General features: G+C 41.4%; 23 protein-coding genes and 1 other annotated feature. Of the genes, 16 read left to right on the top strand and 7 right to left on the bottom strand.

Features of this window, described 5'->3' with window-relative positions; genetic code table 11:
• Positions 1–6: 6 nt before the first annotated feature.
• From CSV60_RS01765 to CSV60_RS01750, 4 genes are all read right to left on the bottom strand, one after another.
• Positions 7–1683: an ABC1 kinase family protein gene (locus CSV60_RS01765; protein ID WP_233189521.1), complete on the bottom strand. Its 1677-nt coding sequence runs from the start codon at positions 1681–1683 to the stop codon at positions 7–9.
• Positions 1684–1789: 106 nt separating this feature from the next.
• On the bottom strand, positions 1790–2359 hold the full coding sequence (locus CSV60_RS01760) for a manganese catalase family protein (protein ID WP_099630473.1): 570 nt from the start codon (positions 2357–2359) through the stop codon (positions 1790–1792).
• A gap of 36 nt (positions 2360–2395) precedes the next feature.
• Positions 2396–2659, bottom strand: a complete 264-nt coding sequence (locus CSV60_RS01755; RefSeq protein ID WP_099635812.1) for a spore coat protein CotJB — start codon at positions 2657–2659, stop codon at positions 2396–2398.
• A complete protein-coding gene (locus CSV60_RS01750) occupies positions 2659–2874 on the bottom strand; it encodes a spore coat associated protein CotJA (protein ID WP_099635811.1) in 216 nt (71 codons plus the stop codon). The genes CSV60_RS01755 and CSV60_RS01750 overlap by 1 nt, the downstream gene beginning before the upstream one ends.
• A 278-nt stretch (positions 2875–3152) precedes the next feature.
• On the opposite strand from CSV60_RS01750, the gene CSV60_RS01745 reads away from it, so the two are divergent.
• From CSV60_RS01745 to CSV60_RS01715, 7 genes are all read left to right on the top strand, one after another.
• Positions 3153–4400, top strand: coding sequence for an EAL and HDOD domain-containing protein (locus CSV60_RS01745; protein WP_099635810.1), 1248 nt, complete (start codon positions 3153–3155; stop codon positions 4398–4400).
• A 185-nt stretch (positions 4401–4585) separates the two neighbouring features.
• Positions 4586–6271 carry a BCCT family transporter gene (locus tag CSV60_RS01740; protein ID WP_099635809.1) on the top strand — a complete coding sequence of 562 codons (1686 nt, stop codon included), beginning with the start codon at positions 4586–4588 and terminating at the stop codon, positions 6269–6271.
• A 61-nt stretch (positions 6272–6332) separates the two neighbouring features.
• On the top strand, positions 6333–7109 hold the full coding sequence (locus tag CSV60_RS01735) for an ABC transporter ATP-binding protein (RefSeq protein WP_099630478.1): 777 nt from the start codon (positions 6333–6335) through the stop codon (positions 7107–7109).
• A gap of 120 nt (positions 7110–7229) precedes the next feature.
• The gene (locus CSV60_RS01730; RefSeq protein WP_233189503.1) at positions 7230–8678 is read left to right on the top strand and encodes a phospholipase D family protein; all 1449 of its coding nucleotides are present in this window, start codon (positions 7230–7232) and stop codon (positions 8676–8678) included.
• Between the two features lie 112 nt (positions 8679–8790).
• Positions 8791–9408 carry an NAD(P)-dependent oxidoreductase gene (locus CSV60_RS01725; RefSeq protein ID WP_099630479.1) on the top strand — a complete coding sequence of 206 codons (618 nt, stop codon included), beginning with the start codon at positions 8791–8793 and terminating at the stop codon, positions 9406–9408.
• A 139-nt stretch (positions 9409–9547) separates the two neighbouring features.
• Complete coding sequence (locus CSV60_RS01720) at positions 9548–11119, top strand: sensor domain-containing diguanylate cyclase (RefSeq protein ID WP_099635808.1); 1572 nt, start codon at positions 9548–9550, stop codon at positions 11117–11119.
• 49 nt (positions 11120–11168) lie between these two features.
• Entirely contained in the window at positions 11169–11780 is a 612-nt protein-coding gene (locus tag CSV60_RS01715) for an SAM-dependent methyltransferase (RefSeq protein WP_099635807.1), read from the top strand.
• A gap of 26 nt (positions 11781–11806) precedes the next feature.
• Here CSV60_RS01715 and CSV60_RS01710 read toward each other — a convergent pair whose 3' ends face one another.
• From CSV60_RS01710 to CSV60_RS01700, 3 genes are all read right to left on the bottom strand, one after another.
• Positions 11807–13108, bottom strand: coding sequence for a uracil/xanthine transporter (locus tag CSV60_RS01710; RefSeq protein WP_233189502.1), 1302 nt, complete (start codon positions 13106–13108; stop codon positions 11807–11809).
• Between the two features lie 176 nt (positions 13109–13284).
• Positions 13285–15702: a sensor domain-containing protein gene (locus tag CSV60_RS01705; RefSeq protein WP_099635806.1), complete on the bottom strand. Its 2418-nt coding sequence runs from the start codon at positions 15700–15702 to the stop codon at positions 13285–13287.
• 254 nt (positions 15703–15956) lie between these two features.
• Positions 15957–16661 (bottom strand): pseudouridine synthase, encoded by a 705-nt coding sequence (locus CSV60_RS01700; RefSeq protein WP_099635805.1) that lies wholly within the window; start codon positions 16659–16661, stop codon positions 15957–15959.
• A gap of 174 nt (positions 16662–16835) precedes the next feature.
• Positions 16836–17055 (top strand) — a binding site (T-box leader).
• An 88-nt stretch (positions 17056–17143) separates the two neighbouring features.
• On the opposite strand from CSV60_RS01700, the gene CSV60_RS01695 reads away from it, so the two are divergent.
• From CSV60_RS01695 to CSV60_RS01655, 9 genes are all read left to right on the top strand, one after another.
• Positions 17144–18526: an anthranilate synthase component I family protein gene (locus CSV60_RS01695; RefSeq protein WP_233189501.1), complete on the top strand. Its 1383-nt coding sequence runs from the start codon at positions 17144–17146 to the stop codon at positions 18524–18526.
• Between the two features lie 65 nt (positions 18527–18591).
• On the top strand, positions 18592–19623 hold the full coding sequence (gene trpD / locus CSV60_RS01690) for an anthranilate phosphoribosyltransferase (RefSeq protein ID WP_369823559.1): 1032 nt from the start codon (positions 18592–18594) through the stop codon (positions 19621–19623).
• Positions 19620–20408: an indole-3-glycerol phosphate synthase TrpC gene (trpC, locus tag CSV60_RS01685; protein WP_099630486.1), complete on the top strand. Its 789-nt coding sequence runs from the start codon at positions 19620–19622 to the stop codon at positions 20406–20408. The genes trpD and trpC overlap by 4 nt, the downstream gene beginning before the upstream one ends.
• Entirely contained in the window at positions 20405–21037 is a 633-nt protein-coding gene (locus CSV60_RS01680; protein ID WP_099635802.1) for a phosphoribosylanthranilate isomerase, read from the top strand. The genes trpC and CSV60_RS01680 overlap by 4 nt, the downstream gene beginning before the upstream one ends.
• Entirely contained in the window at positions 21021–22211 is a 1191-nt protein-coding gene (gene trpB, locus CSV60_RS01675; protein WP_099630488.1) for a tryptophan synthase subunit beta, read from the top strand. The genes CSV60_RS01680 and trpB overlap by 17 nt, the downstream gene beginning before the upstream one ends.
• Positions 22208–22999 carry a tryptophan synthase subunit alpha gene (trpA, locus tag CSV60_RS01670; protein ID WP_099635801.1) on the top strand — a complete coding sequence of 264 codons (792 nt, stop codon included), beginning with the start codon at positions 22208–22210 and terminating at the stop codon, positions 22997–22999. Before trpB ends, trpA begins: the two co-directional genes overlap by 4 nt.
• 254 nt (positions 23000–23253) lie before the next feature.
• Positions 23254–24183 (top strand): S66 peptidase family protein, encoded by a 930-nt coding sequence (locus tag CSV60_RS01665; protein ID WP_099635800.1) that lies wholly within the window; start codon positions 23254–23256, stop codon positions 24181–24183.
• A complete protein-coding gene (locus tag CSV60_RS01660) occupies positions 24184–25293 on the top strand; it encodes a mandelate racemase/muconate lactonizing enzyme family protein (RefSeq protein ID WP_099635799.1) in 1110 nt (369 codons plus the stop codon).
• Positions 25286–26170 carry a C40 family peptidase gene (locus tag CSV60_RS01655; RefSeq protein WP_158233144.1) on the top strand — a complete coding sequence of 295 codons (885 nt, stop codon included), beginning with the start codon at positions 25286–25288 and terminating at the stop codon, positions 26168–26170. The genes CSV60_RS01660 and CSV60_RS01655 overlap by 8 nt, the downstream gene beginning before the upstream one ends.
• Positions 26171–26181 lie beyond the last annotated feature (11 nt).

Genomic DNA, 26181 nt, shown 5'->3' with positions numbered 1-26181 from the left:
AGAGAACTATATTCTTCCGGAACGAATGATAGAAAATAGCAGATAAATAAACATTAACGATGCAATGATCGCGCCGACTTCAATAAGTGGCAATTTTAAGAAGAGCGCAGTTTGCCCAGCGATAGCAGAACCGATAATCAGTCCAACCATAAGGATACTAAACGCCAATAACACAATACTTAATGAAAGGCGGTTCGCAATTTTATCGAGTCGGCGAAAAATGATATTCGTTTGCTTCAAGCCTACATCCAATTCTACTTTACCTTTTTGTATAGTTTTGATGGCTTTTTTCATATCGTTAGGCAATTCGGATAAAACTTCGGCATTCCTGATAAACGTGTGCCAACCATTGTCCAGTAGGTAGCGTGGGTCAAATTGTTTAAATACCATCTTTTTACCATACGGTTCAATAGCTTTCATAATGCTGAATGAAGGATCTAACTTTCCTATTACACCTTCAAGTGTAAGAATCACTTTGACAAGAATAGCGATTTCATTCGGTAAGCGTATTCGGTGTCGATAAGCGATTGAGAAAATTTCCATGAATACATTGCCTAACCTTAAATCCGTAAGTGAGGTCTCATAATACTTTCGCTGAATAATCTGCAAATCACGATATAATGCATCGGTGTTAGTGTTTTCATGCAAAATATTCATCGCTTCGAAGACATCGATTATTCTAGCAATATTACCTTTTTGCAATGCAATAAGTAAGGAAATGAAATGATAAGTCATTTCTTTACTTAGTTGGCCGACCATACCGAAATCTACATAATGAATAACGTTTCTAGGTGCAATGAAGATATTACCTGGATGAGGATCACCGTGGAAAAAGCCATTTTCCATTACTTGAGTAAGCATGGAATCCGCAATTCTTTCTGCAATAACTTGGCGATTATATCCTTCGCGGTCCAGTTGACCGATATTGCTCACTTTAATACCGGTGACCAATCCTGCCGTTAAAACCACACGTGTAGTGTATTCATCGTACACAACAGGAACTTGAATAGTAGGGTCTTTTGCAAATTGTTGCGAGATTCGTTCTGCGTTACGACCTTCTAGTTGATAGTCTAGTTCTTCCCGTAGAGAGTGAGAGAACTCATAAATTAAGTCTTTTATATGATACGCTTTCGCCCAGTCCATATTCTTCTCAAGGAATCCTGCCAAGTCGTGCAAGATTGCTAAGTCCGTATTGATCTGTTGTTGGATATTAGGCCGCTGTACTTTCACTGCTACTTGTTCACCGCTAGGCAAGCGAGCGGTATGCACTTGGCCTATGGAAGCCGAGGCAAGTGGTTTTTCATTGAATTCCAAGAAGAGTTCTTCAATTGTTCCACCTAATTGATGTTCAATTATTTCTTTTACGACTTCAAATGGGAAGGACTCTACATGGTCCTGTAGTTTTTCAAGTTCAGAAGCAATTTCCTCTGGCACTAAATCACGGCGGCCGCTGGCAATTTGTCCAAGCTTAACAAAAGTTGGTCCAAGTTGTTCCAATGCAGTTCTTAATTTTTTTCCAACGTGGTATAAATTTAGATCAACTTGTTCATCCGTAGAAGTAAACTTTCGATCGGTCAGTCCAAGTCGAAATAAGATATGACTGAATCCATTTCTCAAAAAGACATTAATAATTTCTTGTGAACGATGTGCGTTTTTCATTCTTCTTTTTAACAAAAAGAACACCTCCGTATCAACCCTCTCTACAAAAGATACCATTGAATCCCTGTTATTAAACACTAAAAAGGTCTCCTTCTCTCTATTGAAAAGAGAAAAAGGAGACCCTTTCATATTAGAAGATTTTTTTCCTGTCCCGTTCATCTTTCAAGATTTCGACCGCTTCGCGGAATCGCAGTGAATGCACGTTTTCTCTTTCTCTTAGAAATTTAAGAGAATCATTAATCCATGCATCGTCTGAGACATCGATGATCCATTGATACGTAGCGCGTGCTTTTTCTTCCGCTGCGATATCTTCATACAGATCAGCTATTGGATCTCCCTTTGCCTGGATGTACGTAGTCGTGAAGGGTACACCGCTTGCATTTTCATAAAACAACGCATGACCGTGATTGACATAATGTGGACCAAGTCCGGCTTCTTCAAGTTGTTCAGGGGTCGCATCCTTCGTTAATTTATAAATCATAGTGGCAAGCATCTCCAAATGGGAAAACTCTTCAGTTGCAATATCATTCAGTACACCGATGACCTTATCAGGAACGGTGTATCGCTGATTCATATAGCGTAAAGCAGCAGCCAGTTCGCCATCTGCACCGCCATATTGCTCTGCAATGTATCTCGCAAGTTTTGGGTTACACTCTTTGACTTCTACCGGATACAATAACTTTTTCTCATAGACCCACATTAACATTCCCTCCAGTAACATAGTGCATATTTGAGACTACATTTGCCATGGCCAAGGTGCTTGGTTCCAGCGCCAGCCCGTATCTATTGCTTGTTCCGATGGTATGGAATGTAAGGAAAGCGGTCCGAAACGCTTTTCGTACATTTTTCTCAGATTTGCTGCTTCTTTAATGGCAAGTCGCCATTGCGTAAGTGCTTCCTTATCGTCAGGATGTGTGTTGGTGTAGAGTGTCAGTTCGACTACCACAAAATCGGCTTGCTGCACATTCTTCAACATGTCTCTTCGTTCGGTTGCATCCATTAGGAGATCCCCTCCCTTTTTGAATAGCCGTCAACTAGCGCTGGCCACAACGACCCATGTTGCAGGGCTTCAGCAGGTGAAAATTGTGGAAGTGACGCGGGTTGAAAATTCATGAAAAGCTGGGGCGGCAAGGAAAATGTTTTAACTAGTACAGGTGGACACGGATCGCACGGAGAAATATACGGTTTATAACTTCCTCTGAACGTATCATCCATTCGTTATCAACTCCTCTTCGCAAGATATGTAATGATCTTATGGTATATGACTAAAGATAATCCCTCCGTGTAACAAATAAAGTGATCACGGTAATAGATGGCTCTTAGTATAGTTATATCTAATTAATATATTTATTAATAATGTATGTTCTAGTACAATAGAAGGAGTAATGAATTATCTGAATGAATTAATTGTGGGAATATGTAGCTTCAGTAATACCCTAAGATGAATATATATAATGAAGGGGACGTTCAAATGAAACACGGAGATGGAATAGATGGATGATTACTCCATATTTATCGGAAGACAGCCAATCTTAAATCGATCAGGAGAGATTTATGCATATGAACTATTGTATCGAAATAGCGAAGAAAACTTCTTTCCCGATATAAATCCTGAGCAGGCTACAATCGGTTTATTGATCAATACTTTTCTCTCCGTTGGAATAGATCAGGTGACGAGTGGTGTGCGTTCGTTCATAAATTTTTCAGGCGAACTACTTGCGCAGGATGTATTTATGAGTCTGAACCCTGATCAGGTAGTGATTGAGATTCTGGAAGACGTGGAAATAACGTCTGCTTTGTTACGTCGGCTACAGATGTTTAAGGAAGCAGGATTTACGCTGGCGCTGGATGATTTTATTTTACAAGAACAATATGTTACATATTCTCAGTTATTTGAACTCGTGGACATTATTAAAGTAGATTTCATGCAAACGAGTATAGCGGAGAAACATCACATCGTCGCATTTTTGAAAAACTATCCATCGATCACCTTATTAGCAGAAAAAGTTGAGACGGAGGCTGATTACCAGCTTGCATTGAAGAGTGGTTATGATTTGTTTCAAGGCTATTTTTTCGCAAAACCCGACATTATTAAAGGTGCGGAAATTCCATCTGATACATTAATCCATTTGCAAATTATTAAATATTTCCAAAATGATTCCCAGTCTATCAATCAGCTATCCGATTTAATCATGCGCGATGTATCGATTTCCTATAAATTATTACGCTTTATAAACTCATTAGCCTTCGATATACCGCGCCAAATCAGCTCCATTAAGCAAGCGATTATGATGATCGGGTTAAATGAGACAAAGAAATGGCTACAAGTTTTGATGTTGCATGAGTTAGGTCAAGGTCTACGAGATGGTCGTGTTAAAGCACTGATTGAATTATCACTTCGTCGCGCACGGGCATGTGAACTGCTAGCGAAGTATAAAAGAAAACCAAATAAAGACGAATATTTTCTTACAGGTATGTTTTCATTAATTGACGCAGTGATGCAGCGTAAATGGGAAGATGTTTTGCCACTACTTTCTTTATCTGATGTCATTATGGATACGTTAAATGGCAAGCCGACTGAAATGAGCCCTTACATGGAACTAATAGAAGCAGTAGAGCACTTCAATTGGGAATCAGTAGAGCGGATTTCACGTCACCTGGCAATCCCTAAGAAAGAATTAAGCGAAATTTTTCTACAAGCCTTGCACTGGTCGTACGGAATAGAGAATGAAGCACACTGAATACATATGGAAAAAGGCATTTTCTCTTGAAGATGTCTTTTTTGATGTGTAATATAGACTGTTATAATCTATTTGGTAATTTCTAATTCTGTTATTTATATAGGCAGAAGTACGTTATATCTCTGGAAATCGGGGTAAAGAGTGTAGTGAGAGAGTTACCAAATGAACACTAGGAGTCGATAAGTTTGGACAAAAAGTTCTGGAAAAATCCCGTGTTCTCTATTTCTGCCGTATTTATCCTTATGCTCGTCGTATTAGGAGCGACTATACCTGGACGGTTTGGTGTGGTTGCCGAAAGGCTTTTTCATTTCACGACAGATAACTTTGGATGGTTCTATTTACTTGCTGTATTTATTGTCATTATTTTTTTAGTTGGATTGACAATTAGTAAATTTGGAGCTATTCGTTTGGGTGGAGATTCAGAACGCCCAGAATATCCATTTTTCACGTGGATTGGCATGCTCTTTTCTGCCGGTTTCGGCGTAGGGCTAGTGTTCTGGGGTGTGGCGGAACCAATGAGTCACTATTTCAAGTCGCCTATTGCAGGTATTGAATCACATACGGAAGAGGCAGCACGCGTTGCGATGGGGTATTCTTTCTTCCACTGGGGCATTTCACAATGGGCCATCTTTGGTATAGTAGGACTGGTTATTGGGTTTCTCCAGTTCCGGAAAAAGAAGGACGGTTTGATTTCAACGGCGCTTGAGCCTTTGATCGGAAGTAATCGTCACGTGAAGACAGGTATCGATTCATTTGCGGTAATAGCAACTGTCATGGGTATTGCTACTTCGCTTGGCATGGGTGTTTTACAGATGAGTGGTGGACTGGAGTATGTCTTTAATATTAAGAGTACGTTTACGATTCAACTGCTGATCATTGCCGTAGTGTTCGCGGCATACATGACGTCCGCAGCTTCAGGCCTAAGTAAAGGTATTGCATATCTAGGTAACTTTAACTTGGGTATGGCGATTGCATTATTACTATTTTTCTTTTTGGTAGGACCGAAAGTATTTATATTGGAAACCTTTACGCTGGCGATTGGAGATTATATTAATAATTTCATTACGTACAGTTTGCGTCTTCAGCCTTATCAAGGCGGCACGTGGGTGAAAGATTGGACTATTTTCTACTGGGCTTGGACGATCGCTTGGTCTCCTTTCGTAGGTGCATTCGTTGCACGTGTATCGAAGGGACGAACAATTAGAGAATTCATCATGGGTGTGATGGTCATTCCACCAGCCTTTTCTTGTATGTGGATTGCGACACTCGGTGGAACTGCACTATACAGTGATTTGCGTAATGGTACACAAATCGCACAAGAAGTAGACAAGGATGTCACGTCAGCTATTTTCGCGACGCTTCAACACTTGCCGATGACGGGCCTCGTATCGTTCTTGGCGATTGTGTTAATTTTCACATTTTTGATTACGTCCGCTGACTCAGCAACGTATATTCTAGCAAGTATGACAACGCGTGGCAGTTTATTCCCTCCATTAATTGTAAAGTTCATCTGGGGATTCCTAATGACTGCAATTGCGGCTGCATTATTGTATGCAGGTGGGTTGGAAGCTTTGCAATCAGCATCACTTGTGTCTGCCTTGCCGTTTACCTTACTTCTTCTATTACTGATCTTCTCATTGGCAAAGCTACTAGCCAGGGAACCGATTACAGTCAGACCGACAGATATTCGCCAATTTGAACATGTAGAAGGCGAAGTCAAGAAAAAACGTAAACGGAAAGAAAGTGAAAAAGAAAAGAGAGCACGCAGAGAAGCAGAAAGGGCAAGAAGAATAAAAGAGAAAAACGATAGAAAATATCAAGAGCTAGAAAAGAAAAAGTATATTGAAGTAGAGAAAGAAAAGAACAAATAGAAAAGGCCGGTTCGTAGCGTTTAGCACGAACCGGTCTTTTATCACAGAGAGGAGAATATGTGTGGCGATTGTAAAAGTTAAAGACGTTCAATTTAATAGAGACGATAATCAAATCTTGCAAGGTATAACTTGGGAAATTGAGCAAGGGCAGCAGTGGGGGATGCTTGGCTTGAATGGCTCGGGTAAGACATCGTTATTATCCATTATTTCTACATATGAAATCCCTTCCAGTGGTGAAGTAGAGGTGCTAGGCAAACAGTTTGGAAGCGCATATTTACCTAAATTACGTAAAAAGATCGGCTTTGTCAGTAGTTCATTGGAAAAATTCTCTGATTACTTCTGGAATGAATCGATAGAGCGAATTATCATCAGTGGTAAATATGCGAGCTTCGGCATTTATGATGAAATTAAAGCAGAAGACTGGATACGTGCCGATTATTTAGTAAAGGATTTTCGTTTAAACCATGTGAAAGGAAAGAAATTCAGACTTCTTTCTGAAGGTGAAAAACGTCGTGTGCTGATCGCACGCGCTTTGATGGGTGATCCAGAACTATTGATTTTGGATGAGCCGTGTTCTGGGTTGGATGTTTTGGCAAGAGAGCAATTTCTTGATTCGCTTGAAATAGCTGCAAAACAGAATGTGCATCTCGTTTATGTCACACATCATATAGAAGAACTCGTGCCCGAAATTACCCATGTACTATTACTGAAAGAAGGAAAAGTTGTAGCCAATGGCCCTAAAAAAGAAGTTTTGACAGATGAATTGCTATCAGAAACGTTTCAAGTTCCTGTAACGATCGAGTGGCATGCTGAACGACCTTATATTTCAATGAATTAATGATAATCTATACAGTTTATTGCAAGATCGAGCGGGAATATTATAGTACATGTCATATCGCAATGCGAAACGTTTAGAAACATGTACATAAAAAGAGCTAGAGAAAGGGGGAGAAAGCTTGTGGCGACAGAGAAACGCAAAATGACCAAAAAGCGTATAGCTTCCTATGCATTACTTTTCGTTGCATTGCTCTACATGGGTGTTATGCTTTGGCACACGTATAAGCCATTGCCACCCGGTATTTCCTATAAAGGAGAACTTCATCAAGTAGAAAATGTGGAGTTCATTTATGATTTAACGTACTCCAAGACGAAGTCGAAAGATCACTATAAATCAGAATTACGTATTTTCGATGAAGTATTTCGAATGATTGAAGATGCGAAAGAGTTTATTGTACTCGACTTCTTTTTAATGGACGACTACTATGATGAAAAAGAAGACTTTCCTCAAATTGCAGACCAACTAACGGATGTACTCGTCAAGAAAAAGAAAGAATTTCCGGACATGCCGATTGTCTACATAACTGATCCAGTAAATACCGGCTATGAATCCTATGAGTCTGAATGGTTTAAAGCATTGGAAAAGGCGGGTGTACAAGTAGTATATACAGATTTGGAACCATTACGTGATTCAATGCCTCTATACTCAGGTGGATACCGTATCTTTCTTCAGTGGTTTGATTTTAACGGAAAAAATCGTTTTCCTAACTTCCTAGCAAGTGATGCGCCTGATGTGAAACTTTCATCTTATTTGAAGTTGTTGAACGTGAAAGCAAATCATCGGAAAACACTCGTGACAGATCAAGCGGCATTAGTTACATCCTCTAATCCTCACGCAGCTAGTGGGCGACACGGTAATGTGGCATTCAAAGTGCAAGGTCCAATTCAGAATGACATATTGGAATCGGAGGAAGCTGTGCTTCAATATTCATCGGGTGGAAAGTTGCCACGTATTCAAGCGGAAGAACAAAAAGGACCTTATCAAGTTCAGTACTTGACCGAAAGCAAGGTTATGGATGCCTTGGTGAGTGATATTGAAAAAGCAAAGAAAGACGATGTGATCCGTATGGGGATGTTTTATCTTTCAGAGCAGGAAGTGATCCGTCCGTTAGAGGAAGCAGCTAATCGTGGGGTCAATGTGGAGATTGTCTTAGATCCGAATGAAAACTCATTTGGTAGTAAAAAATCTGGTTTACCTAATCGCCCGGTCGTCCAAGAGATTAGGGAAAATACAGATGATAAAATTAACGTGCGTTGGTACAATACCGTAATTGGTCAATATCACACCAAGTTGGTAACGGTTCAGACCGCAGACAAAACGTATATTACGAACGGCTCCTCCAATATAACGGAGCGCACGTTGCGTGATTATAACCTGGAGGCGAATTTACGAATTATAGCACCTACAGACAGCGAGCTGACCGATGAAATCAATGCGTATTTTGATAGGATATGGAATAACGAAGATGCGTTATACACTCTGGATGTAGAAGAATACCAAAATAGCCTGACATTCTTCCAGCGTGGAGTTTACGCACTGCAACGTTGGGCCAAGCTTACAACATATTAAAGTAGTAAAAGCATCGTATACTATTCACGATGTATCAATCATATTTGACGTGATGCACGAACATGAAACATGAAGAGTTTCTAACATGAATAAACGATAGGAGATATAGTAGATGAAAATTGTACTATTTGGCGCAACAGGCCGAACAGGTAGTAAGATTGTTCGCCGTGCATTAACTGACGGACATGAGATCACGGCATTGGTTCGATCACCTGAGAAGTGCGAACCTCAAGAAAAACTGACGATCATTGCAGGAGACGTACGGAACCCCGATGCAGTAAAAAAAGCAATGGCGGGTGCCGATGCAGTCGTCAGTGCACTGGGCACTGACAAAACCACTACATTAACAGAAGCAATGCAAGCCATTATTGAAGGGATGAAAGAATATGGCATCGAAAGAATCGTCACAATTGGGACGGCAGGAATATTGAATAGTCGAACAGAACCGTCCAAGTTACGCTATCAATCGAATGAATCCCATCGTAAATTGACATTTGCGGCGGAGGAGCACCATAAAGTATTTACTATGTTGAAAGATTCCGGCTTAGATTGGACGATAGTATGCCCAACCTATTTACCAGATGGGGAAGCAAGCGGCAATTATCGGACGGAAAGAGAGTACTTACCGATTAACGGCACCCAGATCTCCACCGGTGATACTGCTGCGTTCGCTTATAATGAACTATCGAAACAAAATCATAAGGGATTCAGAGTAGGTATTTCCTATTAAGAAATGTCGATAAGAGGGGGGAATACATTTTAATTACTGGTATATATTGTATTAAAAATGAAGAAAATCTCATAACATCTCTTCGCTCTGTGGTATAATAGGAGGATAGCACCACAGGGAAAAGGAGTATGGGAAACAAATGAGATGGTCCTTGAAAACCTTGATTCAAGTCGTGGCAATACTGGCAATTGTGTTGACCTTTCTAACGAGTACTACGGTGGCATATCAAGTGCATAAAAAAAACTTAATAAAGTCAACTCTCGAAACGAACTACGCATATGTCCAAAAATTGACTTCTACTACAGATACGTATTTACGTGAAATATTAAACACATTAGAAGTTAATGCAGAAATCGTGGTTCCGCTACTTAAGGAACCTTCTTCACAAATGCAAATGAATGCGTTGACAGAGCGGATTAGATTGGAAACAAATACATTTGATTCCGTTGCGATTGTTTCTACAGAAGGGATCCTACTAAGTACGTCCACTCCGAGCCTTGAGTTGCTTGGGGAGAAGTTGACGTCAATTGGGGCAATACAAGCTCTGAAGGAAAAGCGAAAAATAATCTCTCAGCCTTACGTTGGAATTGAAGGAGAGCCGATTATATTCATCAGCGTCCCACTCTTTGAAGGTAGCGAGTATAAGGGGTTTTTAGGAGGAGCTATCTATCTAAATAAGCCCAATATATTAGAGAAACTTTTAGGAAGCCATTATTATGAAAATGGTTCATATGTTTATGTAGTAGATTATGCCGGGAAACTTATTTATCATCAAGAAAAAGAGCGCTTGAATGAGAATGTTACGAGCAATCCAGCGGTTCAGAAAGTAATTGCAGGAGAAAGTAATTATACACAGCTAATCAACACAAAAGGAATAGCCATGTTAGCCGGATATGCCTATATTCCTATTGCCGAATGGGGAATCGTCTCGCAAACACAACTGGACACTTCTATTGCTCCAGCGAGAGAAATGGTGCTAGAAATGGCATTGAAATCTCTGCCGTTACTACTTCTTTCGTTTTTCTTGGTTAGATATTTTTCAAGAAAGATTGCTTTACCTCTTCAAAAGTTGGCATACTATACAGAAAGCAGTACAGAGTCTGATCAAAAAGAAAAAATGGAGATGATCTCCGATTGGTACTATGAAGCAAGACAATTAAAAGGAGCTATGTTACATAGTTTGGATTACTTCAAAAACGAGATGAACTACTTCATTCACGAATCAACAACTGATCCTTTAACGAAGTTACCGAATCGCCGCATGATGGATAGCTATATGAGGCAATGGGTAGACGAAGGAACGCCATTCGCTCTAATTATTTTTGATATAGATAAGTTTAAACGTGTCAATGATCGCTACGGTCATGCGGTTGGTGATAAAGTACTGATTTACTTGGCGGACTTGATGCAACGAACAATTCGTGAGCAAGATATTTGTTGCCGCTACGGTGGAGAAGAATTCGTCATCTTATTACCGAAGTCGGATAAAGTTACGGCTTATCTGACCACGGAACGTCTTCGTGAAAAGTTGGAAGACACAGTCAGTCCTTGCGGTGAAGTCATTACAATTTCAGCCGGGGTAGCTTCTTATCCACTTCATGCAAACCATCCGGCCCGACTTATTGAGTTGGCTGATCAAAGTCTGTATGAAGCCAAACGTACAGGACGTAATAAGACCATCGTCGTTTCCGATGAACCTCGGCATGAGTAATATGTCGAGGTTTTCTTTACTATCAGATCACTAGGAAGGGGATAGAGCCATGCTGGAGCACTCTATGGATAAACGCTTACACATCCAAACACTTGGTATTAGAGAGTGGAATCATCAGTCTTCCCATTATAATCGTTATGAAGCAACACCTTATGAGGTGCTAGACTATTTATTTGCCGAACATGACCTCCTAAAAGAGGGAAGCTTGATCGACTATGGCTGTGGAAAAGGAAGAGTACCTTTTTACGTAAATCACCTCTTTTGTTTGGACACGATAGGTATTGAAATGAATAGTGTGTTACACCAAAATGCAATGAGCAACTTAATGGATTATCGGCAAGCCTTTCCTAAGAGACCGGGATCTATTTCATTTGAATGCTGTATAGCGGAGAGTTACATCATTCCGGCAGATGCCGTGACGTTCTACTTTTTTAATCCATTTTCTTTGGATATTTTTCGAACTGTAGTTCAGCGGATTGTAAAGTCAGTTGAAAAATCCCCTCGTACATTGGAAATCATTCTATATTATCCGACTGATGAATATGTTTATTTCTTGCATCGTCACCCATTATTCGAAAAAATAGCGGAGATTCCGATTTCACATTTGCAAATTCACGACAAAGCAGAGCGTTTCTTAGTCTATACATACAAACAGCCCTGATCATGTAAATCAGAACTGAATTTTATTCACGTAGAATGACTGAATCGCTGAGCAATCCAGAAAATTAATTCCATCAAGAGTGCAGCCAAGATGCCTACTAGCAACCCGCTTGATAATAGAGGTTGAATGAGCTCAGGAAGTGAAGAAAACACAGTGGCTGGCAGTGTCATGATGGATAACCCAAGAAGTGCAGGTAATGCGACCCGATAGATAGTTTTAGGTTCGAATGTTAATCCTTCCACGTTGCGCAAAGCAGACCGGAATAACTGTAAATATGCTACAAATAATACCGTGTTTCCGACGCTTTGAGGGATTGTCGAAAAAAATGCACTTAACGGTGGTACGAGTCCGAGTATGATAAACAGTATGGACCCGAGAAAGAATGGAGCTCTGTCCTTTATTCCGCTAGACTGCAGAAAGCCGATAGATGATGCATAAGGTGCATACGGAACGAGGCCTAACGCACCTGCTCCGATATTCATTCCACCTGTAATGAGAAATGAAGTTTTATACTGAGTTTTAGTAGTTTCTTTTTCATATATATCTTCCGCACCTTTTAGGGTAGCGATTGTATTCGTCGTATTCAATAAACCTGTAATGACCACTGTAATTACGATACCGATCTCAAGTGTCGGTTCACCCCAAGGAAACCATTGGATAAACGGTGTGGTTTTTATCGTTTCAGTAGCTACTTGCGGAAAAATCAGCACAGCACTAATCCAACCGACCGTCATACCGATAAGCAAATTTAAGCTACTGATGATTCCTTTTCCTTTCACATGAACCAGAATTGTCAGACCCGCTAGAGCGAATGAAAATATAGTTTTCGATAAACTGATGAATTCACCGTCATTGAGACCAATCATTCCTTTTAAGAAAATGGTAATCAACTGATTAGCCAACAATAGTAAAAACACGAACATGACAGTAGGTGTAAACCATTTCTTCAGAATATCACCCATGCCGAGCATGCCAAGTGTAGCTACCAGTGCACCGGAAATCATGGCACCTACTGCAATACTACCTCCAACTGTAGTTAAGCTTAAGCCCATTGCACTCGCAGTTCCGGCCAAGCTGAGTACTACGCCCCACCATAAACCTGACTGACCTTCCATCAATGCCAATCGATGTCCAAATGCTCCTTGCAGTAAACAAGCTATTCCCGTAAAAATAAATGAGCGCTGTATAGCAGAAACAATTTCTATTTGCTCAAGCTCAAAAGCAGTACCGACTGAAATAGGGATTACAACTGTATTGGCGAACATAAAGAACAACCATTGAAATCCGGCTAACGCAGTAATTGAATACCGCATTTGTGTAGAACGCATTCACATCTCTCCCTGTAGATATCTATGTATGTCAATAGAATTGAAATATAAAGAAAACTATAGCACAAAATTAATAGGAAGAATAATATTTCTAGTAGTACTGTGATGGAAATGTAATTTACTGACAATCATATATACTAGTAATAGCCAACAGACGTCTGTCTGCTGGCTACATTTTACGATTTTATATTAATAAGTAACTGTAAAAGTTCGTTAGGGGGTACGGGGCGGGAATACAAGAAACCTTGTGCTTCATCACATTCAAGTTTCTTGAGAAATTCGGCCTGTTCGCAAGTTTCGACTCCCTCAGCAATTACTCGTAAATGTAAGTTCTTAGCCAAATCAATAATAGCTTTGACAATAACCGAATTTGAATGCAGGTCTCTGACAAAAGATTGATCAATTTTAAGATGGGTCAGAGGAAACTTAGATAAATAACTTAATGAAGAATAGCCTGTTCCGAAATCATCGATACTAATTTTAATGCCGATAGCACGCAGCTCTTGTAAAATACTTTGGCAATAGTCCACGTCAGATGTCATACTCTCTGTAATTTCAATATTCAAATATTGTGGTTGCAGGCCCGTTTTATGAAGTGTGTCTTTAACATCTGCCACGAAACTAATACTTTTAAACTGACGTAACGAAACATTTACACTCATTAATAGTGAAGTGTAGCCTAAGTCTTGCCACTCTTTCGCCTGTCTACAAGCAGTCTCTAGCACCCACAAACCAATCGATAGAATCATGCCAGTTTCTTCTGCTATAGATATGAATTGTCCGGGAGGTATCATACCTCTAGAAGGATGTTGCCAACGTACCAATGCTTCTACACCAATTATATTTCCTGTGTTAAATTCATATTGTGGTTGGTAATGCAATGACAATTCTTTTTTATGGAGTACTTGACGTAATTCCATCTCAATTAACGTTCGTTCCATTAAGTCTTTATAAAGCTCTTCTGTGAAAAATTGATAGGTACTTTTACCCGATTGTTTGGCTAAATACATAGCAGAATCCGCATTACGAATAAGCGTATCGTATTCTGCCCCATCGTCTGGAAACATGCTGATTCCGATACTTGGTGCAATAAAGATTTCTAAGTAATCGATAAGGAAGGATTTTGATACTTCATCGACGATTCGCTGGGCGACCATTTGGGCACCTTGTTTCGTCATAGAAGAACACAATATAAGAAATTCGTCTCCACTAAGTCGACCGACCAAGTCATTTTGTCTAACGAGCGTTTGTAATCTTCTACCAACCGCTTTAAGTAGTTGATCACCTACATAATGGCCCATAGAATCATTGATATTCTTAAATCGATCCAAGTCCATATAAAGAAGAGCGAAAGGTTCCTGGTTATTTGCACGGGACTCAATCAAGTCTTCTACTGTCTGTTTCAGCAACCTTCTATTTGGTAATCCAGTTAGATGGTCGTGAAATGCCATATGTTCGACTAAACGTTCAGCTTCTTTCCGATCGGTAATATCACTGGCGGTACCGACAACTTCGACTACATTCTCACCTTCAAAAATAGGAGAGAGATAAACTAGAAAGGTTCTGGACTGATAGTCAATTTCAAACTGTCCAACCCGGCCAAGTAAAGCCCCAAGAAGCTGTCGCTTAAATGTAGACAAGTGAAAGGTATTATTGGAGATGAGCTGATTAAGTGTATTTGCGGTGACGCCAAGTTGTTCGGCTACTTTTCCTTCTAGTAATGTAATATTGATTTGATTATTTTCATCAAAAGAGTATTTAAATATAGCATTTTGAAGATTTTTTACGGTCATAGTAAAATCATTTTTTAATGCCAATTCCAATGACTTTTCCGCTTCCATCTGAGATGTCACATCTTGACGAATGGAAATGTATTGAAACGGCTTACCATCGGGACCAATGAACGGAACGATAGTAGTATGGACCCAATAAAACTTTCCAAACTTAGATTTATTACGGATCACGCCTCTCCATACTCGACCCGACCGAATCGTGTCCCACATATCCGCAAAGAAGCTTTTAGAATGTGTACCCGAGTTGACTACCCGATGTGTTTTGCCGATCAGTTCCTCATGTGAGTACTCCGAAAGAACACAGAAATGGTCATTGACATATGTAATGACTCCTTGCGGATTGGTAATAACCACTACTGCTGATTCATCCAGTGCATATTTAAAATTTTGTAAGTCTGCACGTGTTTTGACGTATTTGTTTGAGACCAGTTTTGATCCAGTTACATCAATATCAAGAGAGAGATAACCCGTTAAGTTTCCTGCATCATCATACATGGGTACAATCGTAATATCCAACCAGTGTACTGTACCCGACTTGGAGTAAATCTGTATAGATTCTTGATAGATGGCATTATGGATAAAGTGTTCTGTAAGCATGTGAAGAGTCTCTTTAATAGAAACCTCTCTATTTAACTTTCCCCACGTTCTACCTATTAACTCATCTTCCCTATAGCCTGTCAGCTCACAAAAGTTCTGATTTACATAGATGAGATGGCCACTTAAGTCGATGAGTGAGATGGAGAACTTTTCATCTAGTAGTGTGGATAAATGTGAAGAAATACTAGTAGTTTGTAACGACATATATGCACAACCTTTCTTTTAAAAAAGTTAGGTAAATAGAATAGTCCTTAATTTGAAAGTAGAAGTTTATGAAATTATTTAAAAATACCTAATAGGTAGAAATAGATATAGCAACTGTCTGATTATAGCACAAATGAGAGAGTTTTGGACTATTTTTTGGAGGGGGATATTCATAGGTTATTAGATCTGTTGTAAATAGTAGAGCGTTGCATAGAAAAAAGACCATGGAAGCTTTAGGGGGCCTCCATGATCTTTTATCTTTTTGGTTCGTAATGAAGTGTTTTGAACAACTTCTTTCGCTCTGCATCTGTTAATTCACGCCATTCACCAATTGGAAGATCACCCAATTCAATAGTAAGTATCCGCACACGTTGCAAGCGGCGTATATGATAGCCGAGCGCTGCGCACATTCTGCGGATTTGACGATTTAAACCTTGCGTTAATATAATAGAAAAAGTTTTAGGGCCGAGTTTTTTCACCGTACAAGGTTTCGTTACGGTATCGAGAATCTTCACTCCATTTTCCATTTGTGAAATAAATGAGGCAGTTAGTGGACTGTCCACAGTCACGATGTATTCCTTTTCATGACCATATTCTTCCCTTAGGATTTCATTGACGATATCGCCATCGTTCGTTAATAGTAATAAACCATCGGAATCTTTGTCTAAACGTCCGATGTGGAAAATACGTAATGGGTGGTTAACAAAGTCTACAACATTACCTTCAATATGACGTTCTGTTGTACTAGTGATACCTACTGGTTTATTAAGTGCAATATACACTAACTGCTCTTCTTGTTCGACTAGCTTGCCATCGACTTCTACTTGATCGCCTGCCTCGACTTTACTTCCGAGTTCCGCGAGTTGTCCGTTGATTTTCACACGACCGTCAGCAATCCACTGATCTGCACCTCGTCTGGATACAATACCTGCACCACTTAGAAATTTATTGATCCGCATATAGATTCTCCTCCCGCACTTGTTACACTAAGCTAATTATAGCATTTTTCCCGTAAGAAATTGTTGACATTAAAGATTCAGCATATTAAGATAAATATAATAACTAGATGGACAGAAGGTTTCGATAGCGGAATCGTCCCGGCAGATGAGATGAGTTAGCAGAGAAGAGAATAGCGAAAAGATAGGAATAAGAAGAGTAACGATTGCATGTGCTTCCTAGAGAATCAGTGGCTGGTGAAAACTGATACACATCGTTCGTGAATGGACTTATGGCAGCTGTTTTGATAAAAAACAGACGTTTGCCCGCGTTAAGGGCAGTGTGAAAACACATAAAGTGGGAGTGCTTTGGCGCTTCAATTTGAGGTGGCAACGCGGTTACATAATCGTCCTCTGCAACAGGCTAACTGGCTCTGTTTGCAGAGGGCTTTTTCTATTTAACCATACGAATTATACAACAGTCCATAGAGAAGAGGAGAATGATCATGATGACAGAGCAGAAGAACTTACGGGTAACGACGCGAAAGATTGAAGGAGATTCCTTAACCCCTATTTTGATATTTAGAAGATTGAAAGGAAATCATAAATTCCTGTTGGAGAGTTCTTCGCAAGCAGATGGGTCAGGGCGGTATTCATTCATTGGACTGAATCCCCAAAAAGCCTATCGTGGTCGGGATGGTGTAGTAGAAGAGATCGTCTACTCAACGAATAGAACATATACGCACGAAGGGGATCTCTATACTTTATTGAAGCGCCTCATGCCTCGTATTACGGAAGATGCAGGATTTCCGTTTACAGGCGGCGCGGTTGGTTATGTAGGATACGGCGCAGCTAGAAATGATGAACAGAGAACAGCTGATGATCTTCAGGTGCCGGATGTCTACTTTAATATTTATGACACCATCGTCATCTATGACCATCAATTGCACGAAGTGACGTTACTGCATACAGAAATCAATCCGGTATACGAAGCGCCTGACTTGGACGCTATCGAAGACATGATTGTGAATGGTTCCGTCGATAAAGAGGATAGTGTTTCTCTTTCTGATTATCGTTGTACCATCTCTAAAGAAGAGTTTGAGCGTCGTGTCCAAATTGTTATTGATGCGATTAAGGAAGGACAGGCGGAACAAGTCGTTTTGTCACGTCGCTTTGAAGCAGATATTACAGGTGACCCATTTGCGTTGTATCGTAAACTGCGCCGCCGCAATCCATCTCCATATATGTATTACATGGAGTTCGAAGATCATACGGTAATCGGAACGTCACCCGAAAGTCTTGTACGTGTTACTGGAGATAAAGTATTAACAAATCCGATTGCGGGCACACGCAGAAGAGGACGAGATCAAGCGGAAGACAAAGCACTCGAAATAGAATTACGCCATGATCCGAAAGAGCTGTCTGAACACGACATGTTAGTGGAAGTAAGCAAGAAAGAATTGCAAGAAGTCTGTCGTCCCGAAACGATTGAAGTCTCAAATTACTTGGAAACAGTTCGCTATGAACATGTTATGCACTTAGTTTCTGAGGTGACGGGTGACCTTGCACCAGGCTTACATGCGTTGGATGCACTGAAAGCGACAATGCCAGCAGGCACTGTAACAGGTTCCCCTAAATCGGTTGCTATGGATATGATTGATGAACTAGAAGACCAGCATCGCGGAATTTACGGTGGCGCCATCGGGTACATTGGTCTAAACGGGAATATCGACTTCGCATTGACGATTCGTACAATGCTTGTAAAAGAAGGCAAAGCGTATATTCAGGCAGGTGCCGGGATAGTAGAGGCTTCTGTACCTTCATTAGAATATAAAGAAACGTCCAATAAAGCCCGTTCTTTACTAGAAGCAACGGAAATGACAAAGTGATTGCCTAGGTTCAAGCCGTGCCGAACGATCAAGTGAACATCTAGACGAGAAGGGAAGAGATGAGTATGGAGAAGTTTTTAAGCATAGTAGAGAAGCAACGCCACCTGATGTATGAAGAGATGAAAGAAGCTGCCGAGCTGATGTTCAATGAAGCAACTGATGAAAATCTCATTGCACAGTTTTTGATCGCGTTATCGAAAAAAGGTGAAACTTCACATGAACTAGCGGCATTGGCGTTCGTTATGAAGTCATATGCAAATGACTTAACACCGAAAGAAGCACGTTATCTAGATAACTGCGGAACGGGTGGAGATGGAGTCAATACATTCAATATTAGTACGACGGCTGCATTTGTTTTGGCGGGTGCTGGGGTCCGGGTTGCGAAACATGGTAACCGTAAAATCTCCAGCGCATCGGGAAGTCAGGATGTCCTAGATGCACTTGGCATTCATTCCGACTTCCAGATATCGGAAATGCAAAACTTACTGGAACAACAAGGAATTGCATTCTTATTCGCGCCCGCTGTTCATCCGAAAATGAAACGGATTGGCACTATACGCAACAAAATTGGTAAGACAACGATCTTCAATTTGGTTGGACCTTTGACGAATCCTGTATCACTTGAAACTCAATTTACCGGTATTAATCGTCCGGATTTCATCATGGAATACGCATCAGTACTCCGGATGTTAGGGCGGGAGAGAGCGATTGTTGTAAGTGGGGCAGGCGGAATGGATGAGGCATCTCTTGCGGGCCAGAACGAATTCGTACTTCTCGATCATGGTGATTTAATTCCATTTTCATTGACTGCGGATGACGTAGGGCTAGAATATGCACCGTTGTCGGCAATTAAAGGTGGAGATGCAGTAGAAAATGCCGCAACTACCCGTTCAATCTTAAGTGGAGAACGTGGGCCAAAGTTCGATACAGTGGTGTTGAATGCGGGAATTGGTTTATTTGCAAATGGCCAAGTTTCCACAATTCAAGAAGGTGTGAAAGTAGCTACTGAAAGTATTCTATCAGGTAAGGCGCTAGAAAAACTAGATGCCATCGTCGCATTCAGCGAAAAGATTCGGCAAAAGGCGGTTATCCAATGACGATTTTAGATAAGATTATTGCACAGAAGAAAATAGAAGTGGATCATTTGCTAGCAAGTAACGTGACATTTCCAGAACGGGAGATTACACGTCCGTCACTCTATCAGACGTTGGTAAAAGCGAAAAAACTGCAAGTTATTTCTGAGATGAAACGTGCATCGCCTTCCAAAGGTTTGATTGCAGAAGGTGCAAATCCGGTTGAACAAGCGACAGCTTATTATGAAGCGGGTGCTGCGTGTATTTCAGTATTAACTGATAAGGAATTCTTCAAAGGATCATTTGAAGACTTGTCTGCAGTGGCGGATGCTGTACCCATCGCATTGTTATGTAAAGACTTTATCATCCATAAAATTCAGATTGACCAAGCGAAAAGCGCAGGTGCATCCGTTATTTTATTAATAGTGGCTGCACTCGATGACGAAACACTCGGAAGTCTGTATACGTATGCCAACGAAGAAGGTTTGGATGTGCTAGTGGAAGTGCATAACACGGACGAGTTGCAACGCGCATTGTCAATCGATGCGAGAATTATCGGTGTCAACAACCGTGATCTGCACACATTCGAGGTAGATTTAGCGCAGACGGAACGGATTGCGTCACACTTCCCGTTTGATGAAGAGCGTGTGTTCATCAGTGAAAGCGGGATCTGGGGACCTAAGGATGCAGAACGTGCGGCAAAAGCTGGAGCTAGTGCAGTACTTGTCGGAGAATCTTTGATGCGCAGTGATTCAGTAAAAGAAGCCCTGCAAGCATTACAAGTAGAAAAACACGTGAATCGCCCATGACAAAAGTAAAGATTTGCGGACTGATGAAACCGGAACATGTACAAGCGGCTGTAAATGCAGGCGCAGATGCTATAGGTTTTGTATTTGCACCAAGCCGCAGGGAAGTAACGCTAGAGCAAGCACAGAAATTGGCGAAACTCATTCCACCGTCCGTATTAAAGATCGGAGTCTTTGTTGATGAAACGAAAGAGCAGCTACTTAAGATATTTAATGAAGTGCCATTGGATTACATCCAGTACCATGGAGATGAGACTCCGGCTTTCATTAAACAAGTGGGGTTACCTTCTATAAAAGCACTTGCTATTACAAGTGAAGATGACGTAAAACTCGCTGCTACCTATGACGTGGATTATTATTTATTCGATACACCAGGTATTGAATACAAAGGCGGTAGTGGTAAGACGTTCGACTGGTCATTACTTGAAGATGTAGGGGTATCAAAAGAGCAAATTATTTTAGCCGGTGGACTGCATGCAGGCAATGTGCAGGAAGCGCTCGGGCAAGTGAATCCATATATGGTTGACGTGTCAAGTGGAGTGGAGATAGAGAAGCAAAAAGATTCAGAACGCATTCAGGCGTTCATTCATACAGCGAAGGGTAGGAGAGATCATCATGACAACAGAAACTAAAGGACGCTACGGTAAATTTGGAGGACAGTTCGTTCCGGAAACCATTATGACTGCATTGCAGGAGTTGGAAACTGCTTACGAAGAAGCACAGCTAGATCCTGCGTTTTCAAAGGAACTGGATTATTATTTGAAAGAGTTTGTAGGTCGTGAAACTCCCCTGTTTTTTGCAGAGCGGTTGACGAAGCATGCTGGTGGTGCAAAAATTTATTTGAAGCGTGAAGATTTGAATCATACAGGTGCACATAAGATTAATAACTCTCTTGGCCAGGCGTTACTAGCGTTGCGTATGGGCAAGAAAAAAGTTGTAGCAGAAACTGGAGCGGGTCAACACGGTGTGGCGACAGCTACAGCTTGCGCGCTACTCGGCCTTGAATGCGTTGTATTCATGGGTAAAGAAGATATCCGTCGTCAAGAACTAAACGTTTTCCGCATGGAACTACTCGGTACAAAAGTGGTTTCTGTTGACAAAGGTTCAGGTACATTGAAAGATGCGGTCAATGAAGCATTGCGCTACTGGGTTTCCAATGTAGAAGATACACATTATATACTTGGATCAGCATTGGGTCCGCATCCATTCCCACAAATCGTTCGTGATTTCCAGCGCGTTATTGGTGATGAAACACGTAGGCAAATTGTAGAACATGAAGGACGTCTACCTAATGCAGTCGTCGCTTGCATTGGTGGCGGCAGTAATGCGATTGGTATGTTCCATCCGTTCGTTGATGATCAAGATGTAAAGTTGTACGGAGTAGAAGCTGCTGGTAGCGGAATTTCAACAGGCAAACATGCAGCAGCCATTGCGGGTAAACAAGAAGGCGTTTTACACGGTGCCTACATGTACGTATTGCAGGACGATGACGGATTTATTCAAGAAGCGCACTCCATCTCCGCTGGTCTCGATTATCCTGCAGTAGGACCTGAGCACTGCCATTTGGCTGATATCCAGCGCGTACAGTACGATTCCGTTACAGATCAACAGGCACTTGAAGCGGTGCAATTACTTTCACGTGTAGAAGGAATTATTCCGGCTCTTGAAAGTGCACACGCTGTTTATTATGCAGTGCAGTTAGCGAAAGAAATGAAAGAAGATCAGCTAGTCGTTATCTGTTTATCAGGGCGCGGTGACAAAGATATGCAAACAGTACGTGATGCGCTAGGAGGTCAATCAATATGACAAAAAAACTAGTAACACAAGCGATTTTGCAGTGTAATGAACAGGGAAACAAGGCGTTTGTACCGTATATCATGGCAGGAGACGGCGGATTACAGACGTTGAAGAAGAACATATTATTCTTGCAAGAAGCCGGCGCAACTGCTATTGAAGTGGGTATACCTTTTTCCGACCCGGTAGCGGATGGTGATGTTATTCAGCAAGCTGGTGAGCGAGCGTTAGCTGAAGGCGTTACATTACGAAAGATTATGAAAGAACTTGCTTCATTCAAAGAAGAAGTCAAGATTCCCTTAGTAATCATGACGTATTTGAATCCTGTGCTTAGCTATGGTTTACAGTCTATAGCAGCAGATTGTGAAGCGAGTGGTGTCTACGGTTTAATTATTCCAGATCTCCCGCTTGAAGAAAGTGGCTTACTAAAAGATGCATTGATAGACACTGAGGTGGCATTGATTCAATTGGTTTCCCTAACTAGCCCTACCGAACGTATAGAAGTTATTGCGAAAGCGGCAGAAGGTTTCATTTACGCAGTGACAGTAAACGGCATCACAGGTGTGCGTTCATCATTTACAGAAGAACTAGAAGGTCACTTGGAGCGTCTAAAGGCAGCAAGTTCCGTTCCGGTTCTCGCTGGATTCGGTATCTCAACTCCAGAACACGTTCGCACCCTTGGTGGACTTGCTGACGGCGTTATCGTTGGAAGTGCCATTGTGACGGCCCTTCATGAAGGAGATTACGAGAAGGTTCAGACGTTAATTAACGCATCCAAAAATCAACTAACCAATAGCTAATAATGTGGCGGACAACTGATACATTTCAGTTGTCCGTTTTTTCATGTAAATAAAGCTATCCACAGCAGAGAGTTTGTGAATAACTTATTCTGTTATTTAAGTAACTTTATAGGTAATATGCACAAAAGTCGGGGATTATTTGTTCATAAAGGGGATAACTTAAAAATTACCCACAATCTATTTCCATTGTATTCGAAATCTCGTGATGACGATGGAGTTTCTTGAATATGATAAAGTAGGACGTAGAAAGGGTGATGAGTAGAATGATTCGTCCAGCACATTTAGTACAGGGTGATGTAATTGGGATCGTGGCACCTGCTAGTCCCGTAGAACGTGAAGTATTGGAGCGTTCATTTCAATTTTTGGAGCAATTGGGTCTGCGCTATAAGATAGGACAATCTGTGTATAAGAAAAATGGTTATTTGGCAGGGGCTGATGAGGAACGGCTCGCTGACTTGCACGAGATGTTTAAAGATCCTGAAGTGAAGGGAATTCTTTGCGCAGGTGGTGGTTACGGCTCGGCACGCTACGCAGAGCAACTGGATCTTGATTTAATCCACGACCATCCGAAAGTGTTTTGGGGGTTCAGTGATATTACGTATCTACATACCGCGATTCGTCAAGGAGCTGGACTCGTTACATTCCATGGACCGATGCTTGCATCATGTGTCGCACAAGATGAGTTTCATGAGATGTCGGGCAAAATGTTCGGGCAATTATTTACGCCAGTAGAAATTCATTATTCCGAAGCAATCTCGCCACTTGAAACACTTGTAGGTGGCGTTGCGGAAGGTGAAGTGGTCGGTGGTAATTTGACGCAACTAGTCAACAGTCTAGGTAGTGAGTTTGAGATTAAGACGAATAATCGATTGCTTGTAATTGAGGATATCGGTGAAGAGCCTTATAAAGTGGATCGTCTACTCAATCAATTACGTCTAGCAGGTAAGCTTCGAGAAGCAGCAGGTATCGTGATAGGTGATTTCGCTAAAGCGACACCGAGCAAGCCAAATGATTCACTCACAATGGATGAAGTGTTTGAACATTACTTCGGAAAATTTGATCAGCCTGTTGTAAAAGGATTCCGTATTGGTCATTGTGAACCGAATATCGCAATTCCATTTGGCGTGAAAGGACGTTTGGATGCAAATAGCAAGACGCTAACTATCTTACCGGGAGTGGAGTAATTGCAAATTCGCACGGTGGAAACACTCCTCGTGTCATCTCTATTACGTAAACCGTTTGTTACGGCATTGCGAACTGTTCATGCCGTGCAATCGGTCATCATCAAAATAACAACTGACGACGGCCTAATCGGCTGGGGGGAAGCGGTGCCAACGCATGTCATAACCGGTGATTCCATCGGCAGCATTCGTTATGTTATTGACGAGGTGTTTGCACCCCTATTGATTGGCCAAGATATCATACAGCGTGAAGTATTATATGAAAGAATACAACAAGCGATTATAGGGAATACGAGTGCAAAGGCTGCAGTTGACATGGCGGTACATGATTTATTCGGGCAGCTTTGCGGTTTACCTTTAGTACAAATGTTAGGTGGCTACCATCAAAGCCTAAAAACAGATTTCACGGTCAGTGTCGGAAAACCTACTGAGATGGCCAAGGAAGCAGCAGAACATGTTGCCAAGGGTTTCGATACGTTAAAAGTGAAAGTCGGTACAGGTAATTTCCAACAGGAAAGAGAAAGGATTCATGCTATTCGTCAAACCGTCGGCCAAGGTATCACGATTCGCCTCGATGCCAATCAAGGCTGGAAACCAAAAGAAGCTATACGCCTTATTCGCCAGTTGGAAGATGACGGAGTTGATTTGGAATTAATAGAACAGCCAGTTGCCGCATATGATGTAGAAGGCTTGAGAGACGTGACAAGACAGACAAGCACGCCAATCATGGCAGATGAATCATTATTTTCAGCAAAAGATGCAAAAAAGTTGCTGGGGATGCGCGCAGTGGATGTGCTGAATATCAAATTGATGAAGTCGGGGGGAATCCGAGAAGCCTTGAAAATCAATGCATTAGCTGAAGTAAATGGGATAGAGTGTATGGTCGGAAGTATGATGGAGACAGCAATTGGCGTGACGGCAGCTGCCCACATAGCAGCGAGTCAACCAAATATAACGCGAGTGGATTTAGACGCCCCGCTATTATTGGCAGGAGAATTTTCTGCGGGTGGCGTGCGCTATCACGGATCGCATATGGAATTTAGTAAGGAGTCAGGACTAGGTTTTGATTCGAAACGGATGATGCAATGGGTGAAGGAGCATGCATGTGAATGAGAAATGGATGTGCGCGGTAAGTGTTGCAACAGTATGGACCGATCCCGATTCTCCTCGTGTGGCCGATCTCCCTGCTTTAAATCACCCTGTGCAAATCGATAGATGGCTTTCCCAGTTATCTTATGAAGAACGTTTAGCGCTAAGTGACAATAATCAAATTCAAACGCAGTTATTATACGGTGAATCTGTGATTGTTGAAGAAGTGGTTGGTGACTGGGCGCGTATAATTGCTAGCTCCCAGCCGACCCGCAAAGATCCGCGAGGCTATCCTGGCTGGGTGCCGCTAGTTCAACTTTCCATGAAGAAACGAATACAGACGGAAGAGTTTGTCAGAGTGACTAACCCAAAGGCAGCTTTGTTTGATGAATCAGGTACATTCTTTTTACGTGTTTCTTTCAATACCATTTTTCCTATTGCAGAAAGACGTGGCAAGAAGATCCGCGTCTGGACCCCGCATGGATGGAAACTGTTAAATGCATCTGATGTCGAGCGTGTGGGGGAAGAATCTATTCACCGTCTGCTTACTATAGGAAGACGCTTCATTGGTTTACCCTATTTATGGGGGGGGTTATCCGCCTGGGGCTTTGATTGTTCAGGATTCATCCGTACTATATGGGAAGCATGTGGAATTTGTTTGCCGCGTGATGCAGTGGATCAGGCAGAAGAAGGCAGACCGATCTCGCTCGACACTGCAGATTGGCAGAAAGGTGATTTAATCTTTTTCAAGAATGAAGAGCAGCGTATTCATCATGTAGCGATGTATGTGGGCAACGGGAAAATACTACACGCACCTTCAACTGGAAAATTAATTGAACAAATCGAACTGAGAAAATCCGCATATGCTAAAAATGTGTGTAGTGTGCGTAGAATTATCTGATCGTCTATGCA

This window comes from Sporosarcina sp. P7 (assembly GCF_002743425.1).
Lineage (GTDB): Bacteria > Bacillota > Bacilli > Bacillales_A > Planococcaceae > Sporosarcina.
The sequence above is the reverse complement of the archived record's forward strand: the minus strand, read 5'-3'. Positions and strand labels throughout refer to the sequence as shown.

Bases quoted from the DNA above. Each gene is read 5' to 3' on its own strand.
- CSV60_RS01710 (WP_233189502.1), bottom strand. From the start codon at position 13,108: ATGCGTTCTACACAAATGCGGTATTCAATTACTGCGTTAGCCGGATTT.
- CSV60_RS01665 (WP_099635800.1), top strand. From the start codon at position 23,254: ATGAGTAGAATGATTCGTCCAGCACATTTAGTACAGGGTGATGTAATT.
- CSV60_RS01695 (WP_233189501.1), top strand. From the start codon at position 17,144: ATGATGACAGAGCAGAAGAACTTACGGGTAACGACGCGAAAGATTGAA.
- CSV60_RS01680 (WP_099635802.1), top strand. From the start codon at position 20,405: ATGACAAAAGTAAAGATTTGCGGACTGATGAAACCGGAACATGTACAA.
- CSV60_RS01750 (WP_099635811.1), bottom strand. From the start codon at position 2,874: ATGGATGATACGTTCAGAGGAAGTTATAAACCGTATATTTCTCCGTGC.
- CSV60_RS01700 (WP_099635805.1), bottom strand. From the start codon at position 16,661: ATGCGGATCAATAAATTTCTAAGTGGTGCAGGTATTGTATCCAGACGA.
- CSV60_RS01760 (WP_099630473.1), bottom strand. From the start codon at position 2,359: ATGTGGGTCTATGAGAAAAAGTTATTGTATCCGGTAGAAGTCAAAGAG.
- trpB (WP_099630488.1), top strand. From the start codon at position 21,021: ATGACAACAGAAACTAAAGGACGCTACGGTAAATTTGGAGGACAGTTC.
- trpA (WP_099635801.1), top strand. From the start codon at position 22,208: ATGACAAAAAAACTAGTAACACAAGCGATTTTGCAGTGTAATGAACAG.
- trpC (WP_099630486.1), top strand. From the start codon at position 19,620: ATGACGATTTTAGATAAGATTATTGCACAGAAGAAAATAGAAGTGGAT.
- CSV60_RS01755 (WP_099635812.1), bottom strand. From the start codon at position 2,659: ATGGATGCAACCGAACGAAGAGACATGTTGAAGAATGTGCAGCAAGCC.
- CSV60_RS01705 (WP_099635806.1), bottom strand. From the start codon at position 15,702: ATGTCGTTACAAACTACTAGTATTTCTTCACATTTATCCACACTACTA.
- CSV60_RS01720 (WP_099635808.1), top strand. From the start codon at position 9,548: ATGAGATGGTCCTTGAAAACCTTGATTCAAGTCGTGGCAATACTGGCA.
- CSV60_RS01725 (WP_099630479.1), top strand. From the start codon at position 8,791: ATGAAAATTGTACTATTTGGCGCAACAGGCCGAACAGGTAGTAAGATT.
- CSV60_RS01745 (WP_099635810.1), top strand. From the start codon at position 3,153: ATGGATGATTACTCCATATTTATCGGAAGACAGCCAATCTTAAATCGA.
- CSV60_RS01715 (WP_099635807.1), top strand. From the start codon at position 11,169: ATGCTGGAGCACTCTATGGATAAACGCTTACACATCCAAACACTTGGT.
- trpD (WP_369823559.1), top strand. From the start codon at position 18,592: ATGGAGAAGTTTTTAAGCATAGTAGAGAAGCAACGCCACCTGATGTAT.